Source organism: Paenibacillus marinisediminis, assembly GCF_054343325.1.
In genome coordinates this window covers 768,918-793,208 of record NZ_JBTGUH010000001.1, presented here as the reverse complement: position 1 = coordinate 793,208, position 24,291 = coordinate 768,918, and the positions used below count along the sequence as shown (strand labels likewise).

Here is a 24,291-nt window from a genome sequence, read left to right as displayed (position 1 = left end):
TTATTTGTTAAAGGTTTCAGTTATTATGCTGAAATAAGGTGAACACATAAACAATACGGATAAAGGCTTGATGAAGTAGCAAATAGTTTTATCTTAATGTAAAATATTGGTATAAAAACAAGAACCTTCGACACTGCTGCGACCAGTGTGATGAAGGTTCTTGTCGTGTTTTTATTACTTCGACAAATTTAAGAGTACAACCCCGCCAATAATGAACAGGATGCCAAGCACACCTGTCCATGTGATCTGCTCCTTGAACAGCAGGAAGCCGATAAACGCGGTTGCTAACGTACCGACACCTGACCAGATCGCATAAGCGGAGCTAAGCGGGATAGATCGCAGTGCTAACGATAAAGAATAGAAAGCGAGTCCGTAACCGATGACAACTCCTATTGAAGGAAGGAAGCGGGTGAAGCCGTTCGTATACTTCAACATTGAGCTTCCGAATACTTCACTCGCGATGGCAATCGAAAGCCAAACATAAGACATAGCTTGGTATCTCCTTAGCAGTTAAATGAATTAGGGGGCCGTGAATTAGGCCCACCAGGACATAAGTGTGCCGCTGAGCGCGCCAAGCAGCACGATAAGCCATGGCGGCAGTTTCCAGTACACGAGTAGCACGAACAGCACTGCTGCGAGTGAAAAGTCAGCGGCGCCTTGTACGGCTGTTGTAAACAGCGGATCGTACAAGGCGGCGAGCAGGATGCCAACGACCACCGCATTGATCGCGGTCATGGCCTGCTGCATCCGCGCATTGCCGCGGATGGTGTTCCAGAACGGCAGCGCGCCTGCGACGAGCAGGAACGCTGGCAGGAAGATTGCGATGGTGGCGACGATGGCGCCGCCAAAGCCTCTAGCCGCCATGCCGATATAGCTGGCGAAGGTGAACAATGGGCCGGGTACCGCCTGCGCAGCGGCGTAGCCAGCCAGAAATTGCTCCGCGTCGATCCAGCCTGTTGGCACGAATTCGCGCTCGAGCAGCGGCAGCACGACGTGACCGCCGCCGAACACGAGCGAGCCGGAGCGATAGAAGCTGTCCGCCATCGCGATCAGGCTCTCTGGATAGAGCGCTCCCGCTATAGGCAGCGCGGCAAGCAGCGCCGCGAACAGCGCGAGGCAGCCGTAAGCTGTGCGCCGGCTGACTGGCATCGCTAGCGTCGGCGCCTCCTGCGCCGCTTGCTTGCGGAACAGCAGCAGGCCAAGCAAGCCAGCCGCGATAATAATCGCGAGCTGTGCATAAACGGCCTGCCATAGCAGCGCAAGCGAAGCGGCGCCGACGGCGATGCTGGCGCGGGCGCGCCCCGCGGCAAGCTTCTGGCCCATGCCGAGCACCGCATGGGCCACGATCGCCACGGCCACAATCTTCAGGCCGTGGAGCCAGCCCGCCGCGCTAACATCCGCGCCCTGCAGCAGCCAGGCGAATGCTGCCAGCGCGATGACGGACGGCATCGTGAAGCCTAGCCAGGCCACAATGCCGCCCAGGATGCCGCCGCGCAGCAGGCCGATGCCGATGCCGACCTGACTGCTGGCCGGCCCCGGCAGGAACTGGCACAGCGCGACCAGCTCCGCATATGCCTTCTCATCGAGCCATTGCCGCCTTCGAATATAGGCTTCATGAAAATATCCAAGATGTGCAGTCGGACCGCCGAAAGAAGTCAGTCCGAGCCGCAGCGATACACGAAATAATTCTAATAATACAGCTCCTCGACGTATAGTTGGAGGATTGGCTGAGGATGACACAATTGATCAACTCCTTGTATCCAGCTAATAATTATCCAACTACCATCATAATAGAAGATGAACCATCCTTACTTTAATAGTTTGTAAAGGAGCGGTCAATATAGAAAAACAGCAGCCTTAAGGTTACCCCTATGAACTGCTGCTGAATGATGCCTATTTACGTTAATGCAGGAGGATTAAGCTGCTCCTGCCCCACGGTCCGCTTCTTGCTTAGCCGATTGGCTCTGCTTTCCGTTGCCGACTCCGTTAAACACGATGTTCAGCAGAATAGCAGTGAAGGTACCTGCAACGATTCCATTGCCTGTCAGGATCTGCAAAGTAGCAGGCAGCTTCGCGACCAATTCTGGAACCGTTGTAACACCAAGACCCATACCTACGGAGCAAGCGATAATAAACAAGTTCTCGTGTCGGTTCAGATCGACTTCAGAACCTAGCATGCGCAATCCAGAAGAAACGACCATCCCGAACATCGCTACCATCGCTCCACCCAACACAGATGGAGGAATCAGCGTCGCTAATGCTGCGATCTTCGGTACGAAGCCGAGCAATATGAGCAGACCGCCCGCGACTACGATCACGTCACGGGTTTTGATGCGGCTCATTTGAAGCAGACCAACGTTCTGCGAGTATGTGGTATAAGGGAAGGCATTGAATATACCGCCGAGTGTGATCGCTAATCCTTCAGCGCGATATCCGCGCGCCAGATCTTTGGAAGTTACTTCACGATCTAATATTTTTCCGAGCGCCATAAACACGCCTGTTGATTCAGCCACACTCACGATCGCCACGATAATCATCGTCAGAATTGGTGTTAATGCAAATTCAGGAGTACCAAAGAAGAACGGCTTCACCATATGGAATACTTCAGCATCAGCTACTTTATTCATATCAAGCATGCCCATGAAATATGCCGCAACCGTGCCCAAGATCAGTCCGATCAGTATAGATACGGAACGCAAGAAGCCTTTTGAGAATCGATTCATCAAAATGACGAAGATGAGCACGCCGAAGCCGAGAAGCAGGTTCTCAGGACTTCCGAAATCTAATGCGTCTTTATTACCGCCGCCTAAGTCAGTAAATGCAACTGGAATCAACGTCAACCCGATAATCGTAACAACAGAACCTGTAACGACTGGAGGAAAGAATCGAATCAGCTTGCCAAACAATCCGCCGAATAAGAAGATGAACACGCCAGAAGCGATAATTGCACCGTAAATATAGGAAATACCGTAATCAGTACCGATCGTGATCATGGGAATAACCGCTTGGAAAGCGCATCCCAGCACTACGGGCATACCGATACCAAACCATTTATTTTTCCAAACCTGCAGCAGCGTAGCAACACCGCACATCAACAAGTCAATGGCGACGAGATACGTTAACTGTTCCTGTGTAAATCCGAGTTTACCCCCTACGATCAACGGTACGATGACGGCTCCGGCATACATCGCCAATACATGCTGCAATCCGAGTGAGAACGTCTTAAACGGATGGCGATTGCGTTGAAACACACGTTCATTGGATGACATGGCTGCATAATCCCCCTAGAAATATCTAAAACTATCTTTTAATCGATAAAGTGAACTTTGCCGCCCTCAAATGATTGAATACGCGCAAGAGATTCTACGCGATAGCCTGCTTTATCCAGATTAGCTCTTCCTGGCTGGAACGACTTCTCGATCACGATGCCGATACCGGCTACCTTGCCTCCAACCTGCTCTACGATGTGAGCGAGACCGAATGCTGCTTCACCATTAGCTAAGAAATCATCAATAACAAGCACTGTGTCATCCGCCGTTACATATTTGCGCGAAACCGTCACATCATTCGTGACTCCCTTTGTAAAGGAATGCACTTTCGTTACAATCAGATCCTCTGTCAGCGTTAAAGACTTCTGTTTACGCGCGAACACAAGTGGAACATTCAGTTCCATGGCAGCCATAAGTCCAGGAGCAATTCCAGAGGATTCGATCGTCAATACCTTGGTAATATTGCAATCTGCAAAGCGTTTCGCGAATTCGCGACCCATTTCCAGCATAAGAACAGGATCCATTTGGTGATTGAGAAAGGAATCTACTTTGAGTACGGTATCTTTCAATACGATACCTTCATTCATAATTTTGTCTTTTAGCATCTGCATGTTGTGTTGTCCCCACCTATTAGTTATTTGAAAATAAATAAAACCCGAGGGGCAGCAACCTATAGAGGTACTGACCACATCGGGCTATAGAAGTCTATTCCATAAACAGAGAATCATGAAGACGAGTTCATACGATAAGCATGAACTTTCTCCACTTCATATTTCTAGCGTAAAATGGAATTGCTCCCGTAGTCCGATCATTTACGGTGATCTGGTAGAGACATGCAGGCCAATTCCTGCATATATACGAGAATATTAAGAATGAATATTCGGGTTCAATAAGACCTATTCAGTATAACCGATATTGAAAGGTGAAGATAGAGGTTTCATGAGGAAATTCATGAGATACTAGACCGTAATTCCTAAAAAAAAATACATTTTGAAGATTTAGTTCTGAAAAGGTCTTTTGAAAATAGGTCTGATTACCGATATTAATATTATCGAAGCTGAAGCAAGGAGAGTGGAATAACTTTGGAAGTAGCTTATAGCGCAATTTCAAAGTCTTTTAAGCATGTCAGCTATCATCCTGGTCGCTATTTACATATTGTGGATGTGACGTGCCGAACAATTGATTTTGATTACAGTGAGAAAGAACGTGTGGACCAAATCGTGATCGGATCAGATGAGTCGATGGATATGTCTGATCTGAAGATAGCAGCACGGGAGAAGCTGGTGGAGGAGCATCCCGATTTTCAATTTTACCGAGAGATTGAAGTTGTGGATCTGCATGTCGTGGAGGCATTTGACCGGGAACTGACTTGAACCTCAAGTGTTGGGAAAACGATTGCCCTTGTTGAGATAACGAGGGCATAGTTATTGTTATCACGTAGACAACCTATTAGCGTAGAAAAGGGAGATGGACAATCATGAACCGCGGTATTCGCGAGAAGTTGTTGAATAAGAAAACGTTTTCAAACTTGAAGTTTTCAAACTTGAAAACGATTAAGAGTCCAATTCGATCAATCGGAGGCAAGTTATTCACCATTTTTGTCGTCAGCATCATCTTTTTTGTATTTACGGTAGGGATGATTTCGTACTCGGTTTCCAAGTCGGCAATAGAGCATAAAGTGACAGAATCAACTTATCAAACGATGATTCAAGGCGCTGAGAAGGTTGACATGATGCTAGACCAGTACAATAAGCTAAGCCTGCAAGTTATGTTTGATAAGAACGTATCAACGCTGTTATCTCAGGTCAATTATTCAGATAAAGAATCGTTTGAGTATTTCCAAGGGGTAAGCGAATTACATCAGTCACTCCAAAACTATACGATGGGTAACGATCTAATTGAAAACTTGTATCTCATCCCGCTGGATACGGAGCAGCCAACCTTTACCGCTACACAAGGTAAGCAGGATATTACGAAGGACCTTGCTCAGAATGCTTGGTATGAAGAGGCGAAGAACTTAAGCGGCGATGTGTTGTGGATTCCAACAATGGTGAATGGAATTGACGGCACGAAGTCAGCCACCTTCGCACTTGCACGATCGATGAAGAACACGTCTTCCACAATGGGAGATTGTATCGTCGTTGTCGAGATTAAGTATTCCGCACTCGAACGCTTGCTGTTTGGGATTAACACTGGAGAGGGTTCAACACTTCAACTTATTAATGATAAAGGACAATACATATACTCACCTGATCGCGTGAATTTATCGAAGACAGTACCTAGCTGGCTTATGCCAGAGCCTGTGGCAGATAATCAGACCTGGACTGGCTCTGAAAAAACAAAATCAGATGAAGGCGAAGCCGTACTTAATGTGTATCATGAGGTGAAGGGCAGTCATTGGCTCCTGCTTGGTTCTATTCCAGAGAAAGAGCTCTATAAGGATGCCAATATGATTCTAATCGTTACATTTATCAGTATTGCGGTTGCTACTATTTTGGCATTAGTCATCGGTTCACTGATTATACGAATGGTGTCGAAACCGCTGAAGACGATCAGCGGCTTGATGAAGGAAGGAGCAGAAGGTCGACTTTCAGTTCGCGCAGAAGTGAAGTCAAAGGATGAGATTGGCGAACTGTCCGGGGCATTTAATACGATGATGGAGCAAATATCCAGTCTCGTGAAGCAGACGGAGAATAGCGCGAGATCCGTACTTGAGACGGCGTCTTCTCTATCAGAGGCATCTAAATCGACAGCTATCTCAGCCAAAGAAATTGCAGTCGCAACGGAAGAGATCGCGAAGGGCGCTACAAGTCTAGCGGTTGAAGCGGAACGCGGCAATGATCTGACGACTCATATGGCTTCGCAGATGCAGAAGGTGCTGGATGCGAACAAGATTATGGACTCGTCTGCTCAGGAAGTAGATCATTCCAGTTCGCTTGGAGCATCGAATATGAACGAGCTCATGGATCGCACTTCGTCGACCGGCAGCTTGATGCGTTCACTGGCGGAACGAGTAAATCAATTAAGCGATAGCGCAGCTTCGATTCGCAAGATCATGGACGTGTTGAACAACATGACGAAGCAAACGAATATTCTGTCTCTGAACGCGACAATAGAGGCAGCGAGAGCAGGCGCGGCTGGTAAAGGCTTTATGGTCGTTGCGGATGAAATTCGTAATTTGGCGGATCAATCGCATCAATCGATTGACGTTGTTAATCAGATAACCGAGCGCATTCAGCAAGAAATAAACGAAACGATTGAAGCGTTGTCCTCGGTATTCCCGATATTTGAGAAGCAAACCGAATCTGTTAAGGAAACGGACAGCATCTTTGGACAGGTGCGCACTCAGATGAGCGGAATGATTGGCAATCTGGAGCACGTGACAGGGTCGATCGAGCAGCTTCATCAAGCACAATTCACGTTAGTAGAAGCGATGTCTAATGTCAGCGCTGTTGCGGAGGAAGCTTCTGCTACATCGGAAGAAGTGGCATCCTTGAGCGGTGAACAGCTTCATATCTCCTCACGACTTGTGGAATTGTCGCAGCAGCTGGAAGATGTCTCTACACAATTGAAGGAATCGTTAACACACTTCCGCTTCGATTAAGTTTAATTGCACTTGTCCCTTCATAATCGGCGATCACCATTCATAAGAATGAAGTGAACCGCCATTAAATAGGGAAGGTGGAGAAGTGTTGAATCAGAGACAGTCGATATTGGCTGCACACATGGTATATCCGGAAGATCCCTATGTCATGCAATCCCTGCAAGCCGGAACGATTCAGAAAGCCGCGATGAATAGGCTTCGCGGCGCGTTTCGCCATAATGCACGGGCTCGCAATCCGGATCATGTGGTGCTCAAAGAAGGTGATAACACCTTACTTTTTCGAAATAAACATAGGGTATGGAATATCGCAGAATAAAAAATGATTGATGAATAACGCCCGCAGCTTCTTTGTGAAGCATGCGGGCGTTTATGTGCTGCGCTTAAGAAAAGGCTGAGTTGGACATGCCCGTCACAGGACATAGAACATGCCGGCAATCGAAGCGCTCAGCAGGTTGGCAATCGTTCCAGCCAGAACGGATCGGAAGCCAAGCTGTGTAATCAGCTTTCTGCGGTCAGGCGCCATGGATGACAGACCGCTGATCTGAATCGCAATCGAGCCCAAGTTCGCGAATCCGCACAATGCGAAGCTCGTAATCATGAGCGTGCGAGGTGTGATCGCATCTTTAAGCTGAGCCAAGCTTGAGAAGGCTACGAACTCATTCAGGATTATTTTCTGGCCAATCAAGCTGCCTGCTATAGAAGCTTCGTTCAATGGAACACCGATTATGTAGGCGATCGGCGAGAAGATTAGACCCAGTATGCCCTGTAATGAAAATTCAGGATGACCAAACCATCCGCCTATGCCTCCAAGTATACCGTTGAGCAAGGCTATCAAGCCGATAAAGGCAATAAGGGTTGCGCCTACAGCCAGTGCAATCTGAAGTCCATCTACTGCCCCGCCTGCCGCTGCATCAACGACGTTGGCTGACTTGCTGACTTCTTCAACCTCGATATTCTGCTCCTCATGCTTCTCTGTCTCGGGAATTAACAGCTTCGAAACGAGCAGGCCCGCTGGCGCAGACATAAAGCTGGCTGCAATCAAGTATTCGAGCGGTACGCCCATCAATGCGTATCCCGCCAGCACCGAACCGGATACCGAAGCCATTCCGCCTGTCATGACCGTAAAGATCTCGGATCGCGTCATCGAATTCAGATAAGGGCGAACTACGAGCGGAGCCTCTACCTGACCCACGAAAATATTAGCCGTGGCTGAGAGGGATTCGGCCTTACTCGTCTTTAAGAATTTGCTTAAGCCCCCGCCAATGAAGCGAATGACCCATGTCATGATGTGCAAATAGTAAAGGACCGAGATCAGCGCAGAGAAGAAGATGATGATTGTCAACACCTGAAAGGCGAATACGAATCCATCTACAGGTATCGCTGAGCCGAATACAAACTTGACTCCTTCATTCGCATAGCTGATGATTTTGTCGACACCTTTAGATATGCCGTTCAATATGGCTCGGCCTGTAGACCATCTCAGTACGATGAATCCGAATGCAAGCTGAATGAGCAGCGCGCCGCCTACTGTCCTCCAGTTGATGCCGCGCTTCTTCTCTGAGAACAAGAAGGCGATGCCGAGTAGAACAACAATACCCAGTATCCCAAAAACGTAGTTCATTGGTGTACTCCTTTCCGAACTTCCAATAAATTGTCATATGAAGGTAGTATTAGGGATGATGGGTTGCCTTATGCATCCTTCATCGAGGTGACATTATTGAAAGGGTAATGAAAGGATAATCCAATTCATTTTATATCCATTTGCGCTAATCTGTTGTTAGAAACAGTTCGAGGAGATGAACGCAAGTGGAGATGCTAAAGATCAGAAATCTGGTCAAGACGTATGAAGGTAAAGTGAATACACCTGTTCTCAAGGGAATTCAGCTATCGATACAGAAAGGTGAGTTTGTAGCGATCATGGGTCCGTCGGGAAGCGGAAAAACGACACTTCTGAACATGGTTGCGACTATTGACTCCCCTACATCGGGAGAGGTGCTGATTAACGGTACGAGCCCCCATCAATTGTCGAAGGAGAAGCTTGCATCATTCCGCCGACGGGAGCTGGGCTTTGTATTTCAGCATTTTAATCTGCTGAATACACTCACGGTTGAGGAAAATATCGTGCTGCCTCTCACATTGGAGGGCGTAAGTGTGAACAAGATGAGAACGGATGCTCACGAATTAGCTGAACGCTTAGGGATTAAGGAGATCTTGAGCAAGCGCACTTACGAAATATCCGGCGGTCAGATGCAAAGATGCGCAATAGCGCGCGCGATCATTCATGCGCCTAAGCTGCTGCTGGCAGACGAGCCTACGGGGAATTTGGATTCCAAGTCATCTCGCGATGTGATGGAGACGCTTGAGCAAATTAACAAAGTGGACGGGACGACGATGATGATGGTGACGCACGATGCGTACGCGGCTTCTTACTGTGACCGCGTCATCTTCATCAAGGATGGAGAGCTGTATAACGAGATCGTATCTAGCGGCAATCGCCAATTGCTGTACCAACACATCATGGATTCTCTCGCGATGCTTGGAGGTGACGAGCGTGAACTTTCGACAGTTCGCTACTAGAAATGTCTTTCGCAATAAGCGAACGTATGCGGCATACTTCTTGAGCAGCGCATTTTCCGTGATGATCTTCTTCATCTATTCGGTTATTGCGTTTCATCCTGATATGAAAGCGGGCTTGATTCAGCAGGTCGCAGTTACGGCGATGAGCAGCGCGCAGTGGATCGTGTATGTATTCTCGTTCTTCTTCATCTTGTATTCTGTCAGTGCGTTTCTCAAGACGCGCCAGCATGAATTCGGAGTGTTAATGATTCAAGGCATGTCCCATCGCCAGATGAATAGACTTATATTTTTGGAAAATATGATTATTGGTTTAGCCGCAATCTTAACGGGGATTGGAGCGGGGCTGATAGGCTCTAAGTTAGCGTTGATGATCGGTTCTAACGTGATGGATGTTCGTCTACCGTTCTATGTTGCGCCCAAGGCGTTCTGGTTGACAATTGGTTCCTTCTTCATTTTATTTATGGTGATCTCCTTCTTAACCAGATTTATGGTCAGTAAGCGGAAGGTCATTCAACTGCTGCAGGGCACGAATAAGCCGAAGCCGGAGCCTAAGGCCTCTATCTTGCTATCGCTGCTTGCCGCTGTGCTGCTGATTGGAAGCTATGTATTAGCTGCTACAGCCGTCCCGGCAACGATTGGACTGCTTATGATCCCGGTTATCGTGATGACGATAATTGGCACGTATTTTTTATTTTCACAGCTAAGTGTGTTTATCATTAATATGCTAAAGCGCAACCGCTCCTTCTTCTGGCGGAAGACGAATATCTTAACCTTATCGGACCTGTCCTATCGAATGAAGGATAATGCGCGTATGTTCTTTATGGTATGTATCGTTTCGACGGTCGCTTTCTGCGCGCTCGGCACATTGTCTTCTTTCGGAGTTTACTATAAACAGCTCGATTATGATTATCCATTCACATTCAATTACGTATCTCATTCTGGCAATAAGTTGGAGGCAGAGCATCTTAGTACATTGGAGCAGGAGTTGAAGGATAAGCAGGTCGCGTATGATAAGATAACATACGAAATGTTGGATCTCAAGCTACCTGAGAATGATAACGAGATTACTCTCATCAGCAATTCAACCTATAACAAGCTGGCGGCTCTGTTCAATTATCCTACGCAGGAGCTTACCGGCAATGAAGCAAGATTAATTGTGCACCCCTTATACTATGATAAGGAGAAAAAGCCTGATCGAACGGCCAACTTTAAAGAACAAGGTATCACCATTAAGATTAACGGAGTAGCAGAGGGCTTGGTTGCTGATTATAGGACGATGCATAATGCAACCATTGTCAGTGACGATGTGTATAACAGTCTGAAAGGCAGTTCTGAAGCGAACGTTGTCACCGGTTATAAGGTGAAGAAATGGGAGGATGCCAAGGGGATCGGCACGGAGTTGTCTAAGCTGTATGATAAGCAAATGGATGCTTATTACGATTCCGATCTCAAAGGAGAGGCTCCATTATACAGTTTCAGCTCTCTCCCTGAGGTGGCGTCCATGCAGCGGCAGTTGTACAGCATTATGATGATGTCTGCACTATTGGTAGGCGCTGTATTCTTTATCGCAGCGGGAAGCTTCCTGTACTTCCGTTTGTACTCTGATCTTGAGCAGGATAAAGCTCATTATAAAGCGATCGGGAAGATCGGGCTTAAGGATAAGGAATTGCGCAAGATCGCAACATCACAGCTGCTGCTGCTGTTCTTTATTCCGATTGTGGTTGCGATTATTCACAGTGTGTTTGCCTTTACAGCGCTTCAAAGCTTGATCGAATTGTCCATCGTTGGAGAAACGATCAAGGTGCTGGCGGGCTTTACGATTGCCCAGATCATTTACTTCTTGGTTATTCGTTGGCGATATATCAATCATCTGCGTGCAGCGGTGAATTGATGCGGATCGTAAGATAGCCGCTATCTAGAATGAGCAGGAGCGCTGAGTGTCGCACTAGGCCGTTTAACGTGCAGCCTTGCGAAAACCGGCCGCTTCTGCTTCTTCTACATTGCAGAACATTTTCTCAGCCGTCGTTTGCTCGTAGCTTTCACCGCCAGGCACGTGATATATCCTATCCTTTTTGGAGTTGATATTGCCTTTAATCTTTGGCTTCGCACAGCCCGATGGCTGGTTGTAATCGGATGTGTCGGCCGATGCGTCGGCCCATAGCCCCTTGTTCTGGTTGCGCGCTTCGCGTTCCAGCTTAACAAAATGATCCGCATACATCACATTTGGTGAGATGCTCATCGTATTGGCGTAGCCCTCCTGAACAAGTCGGTCATTGTACATGACAGGGTCCTGATCGATGAACACATAACGCAGCAGTCTGCCGTAGCGGTCGGTGTCGCCTGTGTCTTGAAACAGGTAAACTTTCTGGTTCGTCAAATGCTCTTTCGTATATTGGCTGGCTTCTTTGCCGAAATACTCAACTTTGCCATGAACCTCGGGAGTATTAACGCCGATAAGTCGAACCTTGTTGCCTGATTCAGTCTCGAAGGTGTCTCCGTCCACGACGCGCTTCACAGAATCGATTTCATATGGATGCCCTTCTAGATCGGGATAGTTAGCCATGATTGCTGCAAGAAAAGGGTCGCCCTTCGTGCTAGTGCCTGTGGTTTGGCATCCGCTGAGGACGGCCAAGCCCAACAGCAGGACAGCAACCGAGAGCAGAAGTCGGTTGATTGCTGGTATGGTCTTACTATGATGTGATCGGGTATTGCTGTACATGTTGATTCATTCTCTCCTTCCGACCCTTATTATGGCAAGGAACTCGCGTAGAAGCAAGTAGCCTGTAGAAGTACGGCTTCAAAAGTTTGCACCTAAGCAGTTGCTATTCAAGTAAAAATATGGTACATTTCTTAATAACTTCAATATGAACTGACGGAAGCACCGTCACGATATCGGATCCCATTTGGGAAGCCGAGGTCGTGGCGGTTTTTTGCGTTTACTGCTGCTGATGAGAAATAGAAAGGAGCTGCGTGCTGCGTGATTCACGGAATGAAGCAAGATTGGATCTTAGCTCTGCCAGACAAGCGCTTGGCGGAACGCTTTAGTGATTATTGGAGGAATGGTTCGTATGCGGATCACGTTCAGCTGCGAGTATTTTCCCAGATCGATACTCTGCAGCATTATAGTCGTCTGAATCCTGACGCGCATGTATTCATGGTGAGCAAGGAATGGGAAGCGGTGTTGAATGATTCATCGGAGTCATGGTTTGCAGGTGCTAAACGGATATATTTGACCGATGTGGAGGTGTATGAGGAGAACCATGTTTGTATCTTTCAACCGCTTGCGCAGCTGTTTGAACAGCTGTGGAAGATCGGTTCTGCGGAGCTGAGCGCTGCATCAGCACTAACGGCTGCCAGCTTCAAGCAAGGCGCTAAAGTGCTGACCGTGTGCTCTGCAGGCGGCGGAAGCGGGAAGACGACGATATCGTTTCAATTGGCTCGATATGCAGCGGCTAATGGCTTGCGCGTATTTTATTGGAATGTAGGCTTGTATCCGGAATGGACGCTGCTGTACCCAGAAGGGGCTCATATTCCGCGAGCATCCAACAGCTTCTCGCAGCTGCTGTATTATCTTCGCCGTGATGCTGGAGGCAAGCGGGATATTCCGCTCGATTCATTTACTGTGCCAGTGACCTCACTCCGTGCAGAAACGTTCGATCCTTATATCAGGGCCGAGGAATGGTCAGAGTTCAGTGAACGTGAACTGAAGGCCGTAATCGAGTGGTTAATGGGGACTAAACGTTATGACCTTATCCTGATCGATGCATCTGATGGATGTCCGTTTCTGGATGCGGCAATTAAGATCTCTCATGATGTTGTATGGCTTATACTTGACGACCTTCCACATCTGAACAAGACGGTGCATTGCTGGAATCGCATAAAGCGTGAGAATAGCATCCCCTATTCAGCCTTCTGTTCCCGCACGCATCTGCTCGTAAACCGTTACATGGGGGCGATTCAGAATCGATGGTGCAGGCTGGATCTAGGGATTAGCGGATTCTTGCCTTACATCCCTCAATGGAAGCAATTCCATCGAGCGGAGCAGTGGTTCGGGTCGGCCGTGTTTCAGGCTGCTTTCGAAGAATGGGCAGCGGCTGAGCTGCCTTGGTTGGGCAACGGCAGATTGCACGAGAGGGCTGTATGATGCGCAAGGTAACAAGCTTGATTCTGCCTTCAGCCGAAGCAGGCTCAAGAGCTGAAGATCTTGTGCGATGGGACTTGCCTGAGGCGAGGCAGGTACAGGATCGCAGCAAGCTGAATGCAGGCAAGCAGCGCATTGGCGAATCTGGACAGACTGATCCGGATCAATTGTATCAAACGATTCGTAAGCAGGTGCGCGATCAGATGGAATGGGAAGAAGAGCTCGAAGATGGTGAGCTGCTTCAGCGGATCGAAGAGAAGCTGTTCGCAGTTTCCGGCATCAACCGATTCACATCCAAGCAGCTGGAGACGCTCGTGCTGCGCATATTCCATTCTTTTCGTGGCTTCGATGCGCTGCAGCCGCTGGTCGATGATCCGAGCATCACCGAGATCATGATCAACAGCCACAGTGAAATATTTATCGAACGCGAAGGAGAAATGCAGCGCTGCTCCATCCAGTTTGAGAGCCCAGAGAAGCTGGGAGATGTGATTCAATCGATTGTTTCGCAGGTGAATCGGATCGTTAATGAATCCTCTCCGATTGTAGATGCTCGATTGAAGGATGGATCGCGCGTACATGTGGTGCTGCCGCCCATTGCGCTAAAGGGTCCAACTGTTACGATTCGCAAATTCCCTGCCAAGCCGATGACGATGGAGGACTTGGTTGAACGCGGCGCTATTCATAACGAAGCGGCTCACCTCTTGAAGCTCTTGGTTCAGGCAAAGTACAACATTTTTATTAGCGGCGGAACCGGCTCAGGCAAGACAACCTTTTTAAATGCGTTGTCTCAATATATTCCGCAGGATGAGCGCGTCATTACGATCGAAGACGCGGCGGAGCTGCAGATTCATACGGTGCCGAATCTCGTTTCGCTGGAGACGAGGAATGCGAATTCCGAGGGCAAAGGAGCACTTGCAATGAGAGATCTGATTCGCGCCTCGCTCCGTATGAGGCCGAATCGAATCGTTATTGGCGAGGTAAGGGGCGGCGAGGTGTTGGACATGCTGCAGGCTATGAATACCGGCCATGAGGGTTCTTTATCAACAGGGCACAGTAACAGCGCCAAGGATATGATGAGCCGCTTGGAGACGATGGCGCTCAACGCGGCAGCGCTGCCGCTGATCGTGATTCGTCAGCAGATCGCATCTGCCCTAGATATCGTTGTGCACCTTGCGCGGCTGCGCGACGGTTCGCGCAAAGTGATGGAGATCTGCGAAATCGTTGGTGTTGAAGGAGGTGAGGTTCTCTTGTCTCCGTTGTATTTGTTTACGGAGCAAGGGGAAGCAGAAGGGAAGATATGCGGACGATTGGAGCCGAGGTTCCAACTGAATAATCAGTGGAAGCTGGCAATGGCAGGGCTGAGCTGGGAGGGAGAACATGGGCGAGAAGAAGATGATTCCATTCGTCCGCGAAGTGAGGCGTATGGCTAGCAGATCAACAGTTCATGCGGCAGCAGATCGCGGATTGCCTGACTATATGAGCTATACTTTATCGCTGAAACAGTATGTATTAGCAGTAACTCTCGGTGTAAGCATGATGGGATTAGTAGGGTACTTATTTTATCAGCATTGGCTGGGAGTTTGTATTATTGGCAGTGCCGGTTTCGCGTATCCGAAGATGAGGCGTACATCGCTGCTGGAACGCAGAAGAAGCCAATTAACGATTCAATTCAAGCAAGCGCTGTATGCGATAAGCTCTTCACTCTCCGCAGGACGGTCCCTAGAGAATGCTTTTAAAGAAGCTATTGCCGACTTACAGCTGCTGTATCCAGGAACCGATGTTGATGTTATTCGTGAGCTGCGAATCATCCGCTCCCGAGTAGACAACGGCGAGCCGATGGAAACGGCAGTGCTTGATTTCAGCAGACGCGCCAAACAGGATGATATCTCGAGCTTTGCGGATGTGCTGGTGACCTGCAAACGAATGGGCGGCGATGTCATTGAAGTCGTAAGGAGAACGGCATCCGTTATTAGCGAGAAGATGGAGATCGTTCAGGAAATTGATGTACTTATCGCTCAGAAGCGCTTAGAGATGAAAGCGATGATGGTTGCCCCTTTTCTATTTATCGCCTTCATGAACGTAACTGCGCCGGACTTTATGATGATGCTGTACAGCGGAGTTGGGCGTTTGATCGCGACTGCTGCATTTTTGCTGCTCCTGGCCGCGCTCTGGCTGATGAAGAGGATGATGAACATTCGAGTGTGAATTCTTTCGGTATATAAGGCCCACTGGTTCACAAGAAGGAGTGTAGATTGTGCTGCCGACGTGGTTATGGTTATTGCAGGCTGCAGGTGGAGCTGCCGCTATCTGGCTCGTGAATCGATTCAAGGCGGAATTGCATCTGGACTTGATGAATAAGGAAAATGTCGGGAAGCTGAAGCCGTGGCTGCCAGCTTTTCTAGAACTGTTGAAGCCGTATCAGCAAACGTTCGATACGCATCCGCTGCTGATGCCTGTCCGACAGGCGTTGCTGCAGTTGCACGGTCCAGCACATGCGTATAACCGATTTCGGCTGTTTATGGCCGAATTAGCTTTTATGCTGGCGGCAGGCGTTCTTTTCGGTTTCATCTGGGCAGCTGTCACAGAAGGGACAGCAGTCAATATGCTGACCGGAAGCTTGCTGGGCATCGTCCTTGCATTAGCCCGCGTTAAAGAAACAATAGGGCGGGCGGAGAAGCGGAAGCAAGATATGCAGCTTGAGCTTCCTGAGCTCCTAAGCAAGCTGACGCTGTTAGTGCAAGCGGGTGAGACGGTGCAGAAGGCGCTGCAAACCTGCCTGCAGCGCAAAGCAGAGCAGCTTGAGCATCCGCTGTATCACGAGCTGGAGCGAATGATGAAGGATATGCAGCATGGATACGCATTCGCACAAGCGCTGGAGCAATTCGCTAAACGCTGTGCTGTGCAGGAGGTGTCCATGTTTGCGACAACATTGCTGATGAATCAGCGTAGAGGCGGAGAGTCATTTGTGCTGGCTATGGAGGATTTAGGACGCCAGCTGTGGGAGAAGCGCAAGGCTGTTGCGCGCAAACGAGGAGAAGAAGCTTCCACGAAGCTCATATTTCCGGTAATGCTTATGTTTCTCGTCGTTCTTATTATTGTTGGAGGACCGGCATTTTTGATGATGTAGTCCATGTTGTCCATGTTGAGATACAGTTAGTACCAACTATTAGGGAGGATTTAATATGCTGACACTTGTTCAATCGCAGATGTACAAGCTTTGGAAGGATGAAGACGGAATTGGCGTAATCGAAATCGTAGTTATTGTAGCTATCCTGCTCATATTGGCACTAACCTTTCGCACCGAAATAACGAAGATGCTGAGCGATATCATTAAGAAAGCCAATGAACAAAAAGATAAAGTTCTTCCATAAACCCCGTTCATGCCGCCAAGTGTTGTTGGCTGCTCGAAAGCTGATGCTGCAAGATCGAGGCAGCGCGGCGATTGAGGCTTCTCTCGTTTTTCCTCTGATCCTGCTATGTACGTGCGTTTTCATGTTCTTTGGGATGATGATCTATATGAAGGTGCTAACCTCTCATGCCGCAGCATTTGCAGCGGAGCGATCAGCTGTCGTATGGAATAACAGCAGCAAGGATCCTGGCACAGGGGCGTTTGCGCCGCATCAATATGATGACTTGTATTGGCGAGCATTGTCTGATCAGATGCTGGATCAGCTATTTGGCGGATTCGGTAATGAACAGGATTATCGTCTGAACGTACCTGCGAACCAATCATCATCCGACAGCTTGCCCGTTCGTAAGCTGGCATCCGGCGCTTCCTTTGTCTTGCCGCCGCTATCTGGCGAGCTTCAGTACGATAACCATTGGATTGAACGTTTGATAACAGTCTCGATGAGTCATAGCGCACGGAGCTCCATGATTGCAAATATGACCGGAGTTGACGTACGTGCGGAAGGAAAGGCAGTCAGTGCAATTGTCGAACCGGCTGAGTTCATAAGAACAGTAGAGCTGGTTCGTTATATGACAGCTAAGCTTCAAGCTATAAAACCGCTTGGTGCTAGCCCTCAAGCAGCTGGTGAAGTGCTGAAGGAGAAGCAGCAGCCGTAGTTCATGACGGATTAACTCCTCGGCAGGCGAGAATTGGAGGAATACATGTGAAACGAGAAAGCCATAGGTTCGCTCACAGGGGAGCTCCTAGAGCGCAATCAGTCAAGCGTCTAACAGATGAGCGCGGTGCAGTTTCAATCTTTCTCATCTTTGTCGTTATGATCATCTTTACGATGATGGCCGTGTTCATTGACTATGCGCGAATTGCAGCGATGGAGCTTCGCTCAGAAACACTAGGGCAAACTGCTGCACGCTCTATTCTCTCCGCGTACGACCCTAAGCTCCAGCAGCAATATGGACTGTTTGCATACGGGCAGACTGATCCCGCACTCATTACGGAGTATGTGATGATGGACCACACTCCAAAGAGTTCTGACAGTCTCTCGTGGATTAATCTGCAGATTGAAAATCATAACTCAAGCATCGAACGTCCAATTGGATTGTTGGAGGAATTTGAACATCAAGTACTGGAGGATATGAAGTACAAAGCTCCTATTCAGATTACTTATGAACTTATTAATAAGATGAAGCCTGTCGCTGATCCGATGAAGGAAGCTGCACAAACAGCTGATCTGTTGAACACGATATCGAAGGATTATGATAAGCGCAACCGTGCATTGGAAGAGGCGCTGCGCATGCAGCAGGAAGCGCGAGACCGCGCAGGCCGTGCGGATATCCCTCGTCTTATAGGCGAGGTGGATCAGTTATGGAGCAGTATCTCGACAGGCAGTATAAACAGCGCATCGGATATTGTTCGAATGTATGAAGACTACCGACGTATGATTAGGGATGACGCTGAGCTTGAAAGCGAAGAGAAGCTATATTCCTTCGAAATTGCTCAATACGAAACGGAAGCCTTCATGTTCAGCAATCGATATTACGAGCAGATCCAACAGGCAGCAATGAAGCATTCGCAGCTCATTGAGAAGGCTGAGCAGGCAGTTGTACAAGCGAGACAGTTCAACAAACGTATGCAGGATGCCATTCAGAAAGCGCGAACTGAAAGTGCGAGCTCTTACCAAGGCTATGATCATACGGCTGACGCTAAGGTTCCCGGGACTGTCAACGACTCGGTTGATACCGAAGTCATTAAAGGCATCAACGGCTCTATTGATTCGCTTGTGCTGCCCGAATCTTTCTTTGATGAATATGATCAAGAGCTTCAACGGCAGAGTCAGCTCTTAACTATAATCGAGCGAGACGCGGCGCGGTTTAAGAGCAAGGTCAGCTCTGTCTTAAGCGGCAGCGAATCAATTGCCAGCGCTGCCAGCTCGATCACGGAGACGTGGCAAGCGTGGCGACGATATGAAGCTGCGTATATTCAGCTCCCTGCTAATGTTCTGACAGAACGGCAGGGGATGCTTGATAAGCTGACAGAAACGGATAGCGAGAAGCGCAGGTACGAGCAGGAAGCTCGTCAGCAGCTAAGAGAGCTTAGCGGATTAATGGAGATGTTAGCGAATCTGACTGCACTTCAAGAACATCAACAAAATTTTGATGATGTTAGTTCGAAGGCAGAAGCTCTGCGAGCTTTCAATCATTCCACATTGTCTCGGGGGGAGAATGGGCTTGCTATAAGCGGAGACGCCGAAGAGGCTAATGCGGAAGCCATGAAGGGAATGACCGAATTGTTCACCCAGCTTGGTGATCTTGCAACAGATGCCAGAGACCGTATGTATCGCAATGAGTACGCATTCTTGTACTTTACGAGCTTCGATCCGAATCATTTGCAGACTCTCTTTCAGACAGGATCACCTTCACAAGAGTTAGCCTCAGCTCTCGATATCAGCAACCAAGAGCTGGAGTATATCATGTACGGATTCCAGAATCCCGCGGGCAATATTGCGGCAGCATATGGCGAGATATTTGCGATGAGGCTGGCGATTCGTACGATGGAAGGGTTCGTGGAATACGCGGGTCTAGTTCATCCGCTAGTCATCCTTGCTGCGGCTATCGTATATGGATTAACGATGGCTGCGAAGGATCTGATTGATCTCGTTACAACGAATACTGTCCCGTTATCCAAATACGTTTCCAGCATTACGTTATCATACAGCGACTTCTTGCGTCTCTTTATGATGATGCACGGGGATAAACAAGAAATGTCGCTTCGGATGCTTGCCCTTATATACTACAACACGGGAATTAATCCTGCTGAACGAGGGACGTATGCACAAATTCAGATGAAGGCTCGTATGAAGCTGTGGTTTCTGCCAGGAGTGATGACAGCGCTTGGCCATGCCGGATTGTTAGGGGGAAAGGTGAGAAATGGATACTATGAAGTCGATCAGCTATCAGCGTATTCATACTAGAATCAGGACAAGTAGGCTGCCTATCATTCGCTCGGTCGAAGGCAGTATTGTATTGGAAGCCGCGGTCCTTCTCCCATTGATTATGCTGCTGTTCGTATTCTTCGTTTATCTCATTCAAGCGGCTGTCATATCGACAGCACTGCAATCCGCAGCGACGCAAACCGTAAGACAGGTGGCAGCGCATATGTACCCTGTATCGCTGGCTGCGATGAAGTTCCAATCTGATGATCCATCAGGAACTGTGGGATCTGCAATGTCTAAGCCGCCGGCTCAATGGATGAGGCTTACAGTAGAGCAATTCACCCAAGAGTTTGCGAAGACGCTGCCTTCGCCCGCGTCCGATTGGATTGTTGACGCTGGAAAATGGGCTGGAGGAGCAGCGGAATCTGCAGGTGAGCAGGCGCAAGCGGCTGCGGGTCAGTATGTATTCCAGCCGTTATTGGATAGGTACGGTGTGAAGCAGGTGCTGCAGTCAGATCGAATTCGCTTAACTCACCTGAAGCTGCCTGATCTTATAGAGAAGCGCGACCCCTATATCGCGCTGCAGGTAGAGTATGATCTTCCTATGAGAGTCCCGCTATTGATGACTACGATAACACTTACGGCAAGGGCGTCCGAGCGAGTCTGGGTAGGTGATGGTCCTGCTGCGAGCGGAAATGATGGCGGAACCGTAACAGAGAAGCCGCCATTAGAGATTATTAGCATTGAGCCTAAGCCGTTGAAGCCTTGGGGTAAAGCGAGGTTGGTCGCTAAGGGCGCTCCGAACGAAATGCTAAAGCTCAAGGTGTATTACAAGAGCGGCGAAAGTGTAGCCCAAGGCTTAGTGTGGAAGATGACAGACAGTGAAGGTTTCGTTTCCTGGGAATGGGTAGTATCGGGCCATACGACAGAAGGATTATGGCGACTAGAGGTCATCGCCGAGGATGGCCGCTCTGTAGACCGCCATTTTATGGTTGGAGACGGCGTTGGAGCTCATAGTGATGATGATTATAAGCGATAATGAGGAGGCATATGAAATGCTACTGACCGAAGGTGCTGGAGCAGCGCTGCTCCTTGCGGCTTTAGTTACTGATATACGCACGAAGACAATTCCTAATCTCTTAACCGTCTCGGCGCTGGGGGCAGGATTGCTTCTCCATACGATATTGAATGGTTGGGAAGGCTTAGTCTACAGCTCACAGGGGATGCTGGTGGGTTTCGTACCGACGTTTATATTATATCTCTTGAGAGCGATCGGCGGAGGAGATGTCAAGCTGTTTGCCGCGCTTGGGGGTTGGATGGGCAGTCATTACGTGTGGCAGACCCTGATAGGGAGCATCCTGCTGGGAGGAATAATCGCAGGCGGATTATTATTATTTCACTACCGTTCGTTTGGACGCCGCTTCCTGCAATCCGTTTGCTTGCTGGCTGGTTCAAAGTCCATTACCGCATTTCGATTGATCTTGCACAAGCCCTCTACATTTCCTTTCATGATCGCTGTCGTTCCCGCCGCGGTATTTGTTTATTTCTCAAATTATTCGGTTTGATTCATATGATAAGGAGAAGCATCTGTCGAATGAAGGAGGAGACCAGATGCACGGATACCGTGCTGATTATATTCATGATGGTAAGCTGAAGCTGAAGCTCTATCGCGATGAAGCTGTACAAGCAGAACATTTGGACCCCCATCCGATTCGCATGCTTCAGCAGCATGCCGTCCCGCATCTGCTGAAGCTGGATGTCAGTATTATAAATGAGGAAGCTGTGTTCTATTACGACTTAAGCGGTAAACGGCTTCTCATGCCGCTTCTCGCAGTAGAAACGGTCACTGAGCTTCAATATTATGAATGGCTTCTACAGTTAATACGTACAGTTGAAGATTGCCAGAATTACATGATGCAGCCCAATCAGCTTCTTATTCATGAGGATGTGCTGTTTATTGAAGGTGGAATAAGCGAGGGCACTTTATACATACCTTATATCCCGACGTTGGATTCTTTGCATCCGCGAGCTGTGATCAAGAATCTACAGCGGATTGCGATTCGTTTATCGAGCGATGTGAAGGATTGGAAGAGCGATGGATTTCAAGGTCTGATTCGTATGCTTTACCGTGAGGATGCCTCCTTTACTGAGCTGAGACAGTATGTGCAAGCTCTAATTGTTCCTCAACAGACTGCCAAGCAGTATGGAGGAATCGATGTGTCAGCGGCTGCGGCAGCACCCCATGCTCATTCTGGAAATGATTATTTGATTTCATCGCATGGATCAATGGTAGAGACGATGTCAGATAATCAAGTTCATCCCTCGCAATCGCGCAAAGACGCGCGGGCTGCTAGCGAAAGGGATTGGCTGAGGGAAACGGCATGGGGGGAGAGTGACGCTTCATATGATCATAACCGTGATGAAGAAGTTGAATCAGATCATGAATACAGCAGGCTGCACTCGCATTCCCGCTCACCATCCCAATCTCAACCTCAATCGTGGATTATTTCAGTTGGCGCAGCGATCCTTATTGCTGCGTTCGGCTGGAAGCTTGGATACGGTCGAAGTCAGGGGATGCTGGGGCTAGCGGTCAGCATCTTGTTTACCGTTATTGGCATCGTATGCGGCTATGCATGGTACAGAGGCTTGATCCTTCAATGGGTTCAGCATATGAAGAATAATTCGCACAATAGAACGGAGCCCCCCTCATCCATCACAGAAGCCTCTCCCGATCCGCCGACCACATGGCGTTACTCAGAGTCTTATGCAAATAAGCAGACAGCTTCCGCTCAAAGCAGAAGACCATCCACCTCACCAATCGAACATTCAAGTCCTATTCAGTCCGTTCCATTTCCGGAGAGAGAGGAGCGCGCTCGCATTTCATACATGCATAACTCAGGCATGATAGAAGCTGAGGTCGCAGTTGCTGCTGCAGATCATTATTCTTTCAATCGGAACAGTGTTGATGGGTATTATGATCAACTTACGGATCATACGACGATGCTTAACGCAGGAGGTCAAGATATGACTACACTGCTTGATGGAAATGCTTCAGCCGCAAGACATACTCGCCCGGTCTTGGAACGTATAGGCGGTTCAAGATCAATGGAGTGCTATGATATCGTAAATAATCCCTGCATTATTGGTCGAGCGGAAAATGGGGTTCACCTGTCCATACTAGAGCCGGGCATATCTAAGCTGCATTGCGAGATTCGACATGAGGAAGGACAGTATTGGGTGCAGGACCTTGGTTCGAAGAACGGTACAGAGCTGCAAGGCGAGCTTCTTATTCCATACAAGAAAGCGGCTTTGCAGACTGGGGATATCTTAAAGCTAGCCCAGACGGAGTATCGCTTCTCTTTGATGGAGTGAACGGTACTCAAGCTGAATAGCAAAGAAAGAGGCGCCGCCTTAAAGGACGGGTGCCTCTTTCTTTGCTATTCGGTCATGACGGAGAGCGCGCAGAGCGTTCTCAACTGTACCATATTGGAATGTGAAGCCATGTTCCAGCGCCTTGGCGGGATAAACGCGTTGTCCCTCTAGCAATAGGGTGGACATTTCACCAAATACGATCTTAAGCACCCAAGCTGGAACTCGAAACCAGAAAGGGCGGTTGTAAACCTTACCGAGAGTACGGCCAAATTGTTCATTTGTGACCGTCTCTGGGGATGAAGCATTCACAATGCCATCGATCGTAGAATCCATGACAATAAAGTCGATCATGCGCACCAAGTCATCGATATGAATCCAAGAGAAGGGCTGCTTGCCGCTGCCGATGGGCCCCCCGAAGAACAGCTTGAAGGGCAGCAGCATGGGCGGAAATGCTCCAGCTGTGTTGGTTAACACGGGTGCGATGCGAAGCTTAATATGCCGTTCTGCTGGAATGAGATCAGCACTCTCTTCCCATTGCTTGACTACATGGGATAGGAAGTCTTCGCCTTCCGCAGCGCTGGATTCGTCAAATACACCAGTATAAGAAGTGCCGTAAATCGAAATGCCGGAAGCGCTAATAAATAGCGGCAGCTTCTTATTCTGAGAACTAGCCCAATCCTGAAGCCGTCTGGCAGGCACAACACGAGATGCTGTGATGCGATTTCGTGCGGATTCCGTCCATCGCTGATTGATGGTTTCTCCAGCGAGATTAACGACAACGTCAATATTTTTACACGGACCCGTGTTGGCTCTTAGATCTGCCCAGCTTGCATATAACGGCTGCTTGTTCGGGAAATCCCGTCTCGGCGCACTCTTGGAACGTGTCACGATGACCACTTCATGACCTTCGTTAAGCCAAAAGTGCGCAAGCGAATGTCCTACTAATCCTGTACCTCCGCATATAAGCATCTTCATCCAGATTCCTCCCTG

Annotated in this window: 22 protein-coding genes and 1 riboswitch; of the genes, 15 read left to right on the top strand and 7 right to left on the bottom strand. The window is 48.6% G+C overall.

What is annotated here, in order from left to right:
* Nucleotides 1-174: 174 nt before the first annotated feature.
* The 4 genes from ACXX53_RS03580 to ACXX53_RS03565 all read right to left on the bottom strand — a co-directional run bounded on the left by ACXX53_RS03580 (nt 175) and on the right by ACXX53_RS03565 (nt 3,880).
* On the bottom strand, nt 175-489 hold the full coding sequence (locus ACXX53_RS03580) for a DMT family transporter (protein ID WP_458567218.1): 315 nt from the start codon (nt 487-489) through the stop codon (nt 175-177).
* Between the two features lie 45 nt (nt 490-534).
* Nucleotides 535-1,740 (bottom strand): chromate efflux transporter, encoded by a 1,206-nt coding sequence (chrA, locus tag ACXX53_RS03575; RefSeq protein WP_458567217.1) that lies wholly within the window; start codon nt 1,738-1,740, stop codon nt 535-537.
* 176 nt (nt 1,741-1,916) lie between these two features.
* Nucleotides 1,917-3,269 carry a nucleobase:cation symporter-2 family protein gene (locus tag ACXX53_RS03570; protein ID WP_458567216.1) on the bottom strand — a complete coding sequence of 451 codons (1,353 nt, stop codon included), beginning with the start codon at nt 3,267-3,269 and terminating at the stop codon, nt 1,917-1,919.
* Between the two features lie 38 nt (nt 3,270-3,307).
* Nucleotides 3,308-3,880 (bottom strand): xanthine phosphoribosyltransferase, encoded by a 573-nt coding sequence (locus ACXX53_RS03565; RefSeq protein WP_458567215.1) that lies wholly within the window; start codon nt 3,878-3,880, stop codon nt 3,308-3,310.
* Between the two features lie 169 nt (nt 3,881-4,049).
* Nucleotides 4,050-4,150: riboswitch (purine riboswitch) on the bottom strand.
* Between the two features lie 201 nt (nt 4,151-4,351).
* On the opposite strand from ACXX53_RS03565, the gene ACXX53_RS03560 reads away from it, so the two are divergent.
* The 3 genes from ACXX53_RS03560 to ACXX53_RS03550 all read left to right on the top strand — a co-directional run bounded on the left by ACXX53_RS03560 (nt 4,352) and on the right by ACXX53_RS03550 (nt 7,189).
* Entirely contained in the window at nt 4,352-4,642 is a 291-nt protein-coding gene (locus ACXX53_RS03560) for a hypothetical protein (RefSeq protein ID WP_458567214.1), read from the top strand.
* A 104-nt stretch (nt 4,643-4,746) separates the two neighbouring features.
* Nucleotides 4,747-6,873 (top strand): methyl-accepting chemotaxis protein, encoded by a 2,127-nt coding sequence (locus ACXX53_RS03555; RefSeq protein WP_458567213.1) that lies wholly within the window; start codon nt 4,747-4,749, stop codon nt 6,871-6,873.
* Between the two features lie 88 nt (nt 6,874-6,961).
* Nucleotides 6,962-7,189 (top strand): DUF2642 domain-containing protein, encoded by a 228-nt coding sequence (locus ACXX53_RS03550; RefSeq protein ID WP_458567212.1) that lies wholly within the window; start codon nt 6,962-6,964, stop codon nt 7,187-7,189.
* A gap of 93 nt (nt 7,190-7,282) precedes the next feature.
* Here the strand turns inward: ACXX53_RS03550 and ACXX53_RS03545 are convergent, their stop codons facing one another.
* Nucleotides 7,283-8,494, bottom strand: a complete 1,212-nt coding sequence (locus ACXX53_RS03545; protein WP_458567211.1) for a NupC/NupG family nucleoside CNT transporter — start codon at nt 8,492-8,494, stop codon at nt 7,283-7,285.
* Between the two features lie 191 nt (nt 8,495-8,685).
* Here ACXX53_RS03545 and ACXX53_RS03540 point away from each other — a divergent pair, with 191 nt between their 5' ends.
* Both ACXX53_RS03540 and ACXX53_RS03535 read left to right on the top strand, forming a co-directional pair.
* Nucleotides 8,686-9,450: an ABC transporter ATP-binding protein gene (locus ACXX53_RS03540; protein WP_458567669.1), complete on the top strand. Its 765-nt coding sequence runs from the start codon at nt 8,686-8,688 to the stop codon at nt 9,448-9,450.
* Nucleotides 9,425-11,341, top strand: a complete 1,917-nt coding sequence (locus tag ACXX53_RS03535) for an FtsX-like permease family protein (RefSeq protein ID WP_458567210.1) — start codon at nt 9,425-9,427, stop codon at nt 11,339-11,341. The genes ACXX53_RS03540 and ACXX53_RS03535 overlap by 26 nt, the downstream gene beginning before the upstream one ends.
* A gap of 63 nt (nt 11,342-11,404) precedes the next feature.
* On the opposite strand, the gene ACXX53_RS03530 is transcribed toward ACXX53_RS03535, so the two are convergent.
* Nucleotides 11,405-12,169, bottom strand: a complete 765-nt coding sequence (locus tag ACXX53_RS03530) for a thermonuclease family protein (protein ID WP_458567209.1) — start codon at nt 12,167-12,169, stop codon at nt 11,405-11,407.
* 258 nt (nt 12,170-12,427) lie between these two features.
* Between ACXX53_RS03530 and ACXX53_RS03525 the strand changes: the two genes are divergently transcribed.
* The 10 genes from ACXX53_RS03525 to ACXX53_RS03480 all read left to right on the top strand — a co-directional run bounded on the left by ACXX53_RS03525 (nt 12,428) and on the right by ACXX53_RS03480 (nt 23,301).
* A complete protein-coding gene (locus ACXX53_RS03525) occupies nt 12,428-13,594 on the top strand; it encodes a nucleotide-binding protein (RefSeq protein WP_458567208.1) in 1,167 nt (388 codons plus the stop codon).
* Between the two features lie 200 nt (nt 13,595-13,794).
* Nucleotides 13,795-15,021 (top strand): CpaF family protein, encoded by a 1,227-nt coding sequence (locus ACXX53_RS03520; RefSeq protein ID WP_458567668.1) that lies wholly within the window; start codon nt 13,795-13,797, stop codon nt 15,019-15,021.
* Nucleotides 14,969-15,796 carry a type II secretion system F family protein gene (locus ACXX53_RS03515; RefSeq protein WP_458567207.1) on the top strand — a complete coding sequence of 276 codons (828 nt, stop codon included), beginning with the start codon at nt 14,969-14,971 and terminating at the stop codon, nt 15,794-15,796. The genes ACXX53_RS03520 and ACXX53_RS03515 overlap by 53 nt, the downstream gene beginning before the upstream one ends.
* Nucleotides 15,797-15,845: 49 nt before the next feature.
* Nucleotides 15,846-16,718: a type II secretion system F family protein gene (locus ACXX53_RS03510; protein WP_458567206.1), complete on the top strand. Its 873-nt coding sequence runs from the start codon at nt 15,846-15,848 to the stop codon at nt 16,716-16,718.
* 55 nt (nt 16,719-16,773) lie between these two features.
* Nucleotides 16,774-16,962 (top strand): Flp1 family type IVb pilin, encoded by a 189-nt coding sequence (locus ACXX53_RS03505; RefSeq protein ID WP_458567205.1) that lies wholly within the window; start codon nt 16,774-16,776, stop codon nt 16,960-16,962.
* The gene (locus ACXX53_RS03500; RefSeq protein WP_458567204.1) at nt 16,934-17,656 is read left to right on the top strand and encodes a TadE family protein; all 723 of its coding nucleotides are present in this window, start codon (nt 16,934-16,936) and stop codon (nt 17,654-17,656) included. Before ACXX53_RS03505 ends, ACXX53_RS03500 begins: the two co-directional genes overlap by 29 nt.
* 47 nt (nt 17,657-17,703) lie before the next feature.
* Complete coding sequence (locus ACXX53_RS03495; RefSeq protein ID WP_458567203.1) at nt 17,704-19,968, top strand: acyl-CoA cholesterol acyltransferase; 2,265 nt, start codon at nt 17,704-17,706, stop codon at nt 19,966-19,968.
* Nucleotides 19,925-20,968, top strand: a complete 1,044-nt coding sequence (locus tag ACXX53_RS03490) for a TadE/TadG family type IV pilus assembly protein (protein ID WP_458567202.1) — start codon at nt 19,925-19,927, stop codon at nt 20,966-20,968. The genes ACXX53_RS03495 and ACXX53_RS03490 overlap by 44 nt, the downstream gene beginning before the upstream one ends.
* 16 nt (nt 20,969-20,984) lie before the next feature.
* On the top strand, nt 20,985-21,494 hold the full coding sequence (locus tag ACXX53_RS03485) for an A24 family peptidase (protein ID WP_458567201.1): 510 nt from the start codon (nt 20,985-20,987) through the stop codon (nt 21,492-21,494).
* A gap of 46 nt (nt 21,495-21,540) precedes the next feature.
* Nucleotides 21,541-23,301: a DUF6382 domain-containing protein gene (locus ACXX53_RS03480; protein WP_458567200.1), complete on the top strand. Its 1,761-nt coding sequence runs from the start codon at nt 21,541-21,543 to the stop codon at nt 23,299-23,301.
* A gap of 39 nt (nt 23,302-23,340) precedes the next feature.
* Here the strand turns inward: ACXX53_RS03480 and ACXX53_RS03475 are convergent, their stop codons facing one another.
* Complete coding sequence (locus ACXX53_RS03475; protein ID WP_458567199.1) at nt 23,341-24,276, bottom strand: TIGR01777 family oxidoreductase; 936 nt, start codon at nt 24,274-24,276, stop codon at nt 23,341-23,343.
* Nucleotides 24,277-24,291 lie beyond the last annotated feature (15 nt).

Bases quoted from the DNA above. Each gene is read 5' to 3' on its own strand.
- ACXX53_RS03480 (WP_458567200.1), top strand. From the start codon at position 21,541: ATGCACGGATACCGTGCTGATTATATTCATGATGGTAAGCTGAAGCTG.
- ACXX53_RS03555 (WP_458567213.1), top strand. From the start codon at position 4,747: ATGAACCGCGGTATTCGCGAGAAGTTGTTGAATAAGAAAACGTTTTCA.
- ACXX53_RS03490 (WP_458567202.1), top strand. From the start codon at position 19,925: ATGGATACTATGAAGTCGATCAGCTATCAGCGTATTCATACTAGAATC.
- ACXX53_RS03515 (WP_458567207.1), top strand. From the start codon at position 14,969: ATGGGCGAGAAGAAGATGATTCCATTCGTCCGCGAAGTGAGGCGTATG.
- ACXX53_RS03505 (WP_458567205.1), top strand. From the start codon at position 16,774: ATGCTGACACTTGTTCAATCGCAGATGTACAAGCTTTGGAAGGATGAA.
- ACXX53_RS03500 (WP_458567204.1), top strand. From the start codon at position 16,934: ATGAACAAAAAGATAAAGTTCTTCCATAAACCCCGTTCATGCCGCCAA.
- ACXX53_RS03530 (WP_458567209.1), bottom strand. From the start codon at position 12,169: ATGTACAGCAATACCCGATCACATCATAGTAAGACCATACCAGCAATC.
- ACXX53_RS03475 (WP_458567199.1), bottom strand. From the start codon at position 24,276: ATGAAGATGCTTATATGCGGAGGTACAGGATTAGTAGGACATTCGCTT.
- ACXX53_RS03520 (WP_458567668.1), top strand. From the start codon at position 13,795: ATGGAATGGGAAGAAGAGCTCGAAGATGGTGAGCTGCTTCAGCGGATC.
- ACXX53_RS03570 (WP_458567216.1), bottom strand. From the start codon at position 3,269: ATGTCATCCAATGAACGTGTGTTTCAACGCAATCGCCATCCGTTTAAG.
- ACXX53_RS03485 (WP_458567201.1), top strand. From the start codon at position 20,985: ATGCTACTGACCGAAGGTGCTGGAGCAGCGCTGCTCCTTGCGGCTTTA.
- ACXX53_RS03540 (WP_458567669.1), top strand. From the start codon at position 8,686: ATGCTAAAGATCAGAAATCTGGTCAAGACGTATGAAGGTAAAGTGAAT.
- ACXX53_RS03580 (WP_458567218.1), bottom strand. From the start codon at position 489: ATGTCTTATGTTTGGCTTTCGATTGCCATCGCGAGTGAAGTATTCGGA.
- ACXX53_RS03565 (WP_458567215.1), bottom strand. From the start codon at position 3,880: ATGCAGATGCTAAAAGACAAAATTATGAATGAAGGTATCGTATTGAAA.
- ACXX53_RS03545 (WP_458567211.1), bottom strand. From the start codon at position 8,494: ATGAACTACGTTTTTGGGATACTGGGTATTGTTGTTCTACTCGGCATC.